The organism is Calditrichia bacterium (assembly GCA_020634975.1).
Taxonomy (GTDB): domain Bacteria; phylum Calditrichota; class Calditrichia; order RBG-13-44-9; family J075; genus JACKAQ01.
On sequence record JACKAQ010000015.1, the window covers coordinates 1 to 1,881 of the forward strand.

Below are 1,881 nucleotides of genomic sequence, written 5' to 3' on the forward strand. Positions count from 1 at the left end.
ATTGGGTTGGATGGCCAGTTAAAGTCCATCAGCGATTTTGCAGGAAAGACAATAATAATTTCTGCAGTACCTTGCCTGGACACCGGTGTTTGCGATATGGAAACCCGGCGGTTTAATGAAATAGCGGGGCAACTTGGCGATGATGTTGTCATTTTAACCATTAGTGTAGATTTACCACCTGCCCAAAAACGCTGGTGCGGCGCAACAGGAGTTGACAAAGTTGTTCTGCTTTCTGATCACCGGACTGTTTCGTTCGGCACGAATTATGGTGTGTTAATAAAAGAATGGCGTCAACTGGCACGTTCGGTATTTATTGTGGATAAAAAGGGCATCCTTCAATACAACCAATTGGTTCCGGATATTGCTCAGCAACCGGATTACGACGATGTTATCGCAGCAACAAAAAAACTGATGTAAATAGACTATTTTTCAATTTTCATTCAAAAGGTTTTCACGGCGCTGTGGAAACCTTTTGTTGTTAGTGATGTTATATTTCAAACGGCATGCGATCATGTTTTGGGCGATGTGCCGCAATGAATAAATTTTGTTAACGGAACTGAACATTCGGACATCCATGAAACCGCCGGTAAAATCACCACATCTATTTCTTTATCTGCTTATTTTTTTTGTATTTACATCTCTCTACTTTTGGGGATGTACCGAGCGGGGACGCAGCAACCCGTTTGAACCCGGAGAAACGGATGAGGTAATTTCGCTAACACTATTGCCGGAATCGGATAAGATTACGCTGCGCTGGCAACTCAACCGACAGGTTGAGGATATCACCGGATTCCGGGTTTATCGCTCAATCGGAAGCCCAGAAAATTTGCTCGGATTTCAGGAAGTATCCCAAACCACAACGCAATTCACAGATTTTCAAGTGCAGCCCGGTCAGCGCTATTATTACCGAGTTTCCGTGCTCGGCACAAATGTGGAATCCACACCCTCAAATGTGGAAAGCACACTCATCGGAAACGGCAAGTGGTGGGTGCTCACCACCGACGACCGAAATGTGAAGCTGCTCAGTTACGATTTGCAACACACCCTCCGCGACTACCGAACCGAATTTTTATCCGAAAACTGGGCGACACCAGCATCCGGCGATTCTCTGTTTTGGTTTAGCACGCCAACGTATCTCAAAAGCATCGTCAGTTTGAACCGGCAAAATGGGCGGGAAAGGTTTTTCTATTTCGATTCGCTGTCCAAAGCCGAGGACCTGTTTTTTAATGTGAATGAACGGCAATTATATGTACTTGACAATGTGCGAAAACGGCTGTTTGTGCTGTTCAATAATAATTTAATCGGCATCACGAAACTGGATGAAAACCGCGATTACCGGCGAATCAAACAAAGCGCTGCAAGCGATGCCGTTTGGGTGATGAGCGATCAGGCAATATCACGATACGAAATCAACGCCGGCGTTGCCCGTCTAACCGCCGACTGGCCGTTTGATAGCGGCTTTACCGGTCGGGACATTGCTGTTTTGGGCGGGAATGTTTATGCGCTTTCCGCCGGAACAACTGCCAGCCAGTTGTTGCAAATCGACAATCAAAATAATACAACACCGATCAGTTTGCAGGGACGTTACCGCAGGGTTACCGTGATCGGCCCCGATGCTATTTTTCTGGCACAGGAAATTGATGGCAGCGACGACGCACTGGTGAAAATGAACGCCGCCGGTCAGGAAATTTTCCGCAAAGCGGAGTTCGGCAGCATCGAAGCCATTGGTGTGAACCCATCCGACCAAACTATTGTGGTGGCGGATGTTAGCCGCAGCATCGTTTCTTTGCACGATCCACAGGGCAACCGCATCAGCGAATCCCGAAACAGCGCCGGCACCCGAATTTTATCGGAACCGCTAAAATTGCTGCTCGATTAAAA

The 1,881-nt window shown here is 47.2% G+C and carries 2 protein-coding genes; both read left to right on the plus strand.

What is annotated here, in order from left to right; genetic code table 11:
- The coding region (gene tpx / locus H6629_24010) for a thiol peroxidase (protein ID MCB9070853.1) at nucleotides 1–417 on the plus strand (417 nt) is incomplete at its 5' end.
- Between the two features lie 127 nt (nucleotides 418–544).
- A complete protein-coding gene (locus tag H6629_24015) occupies nucleotides 545–1,879 on the plus strand; it encodes a fibronectin type III domain-containing protein (protein MCB9070854.1) in 1,335 nt (444 codons plus the stop codon).
- Nucleotides 1,880–1,881: the final 2 nt, after the last annotated feature.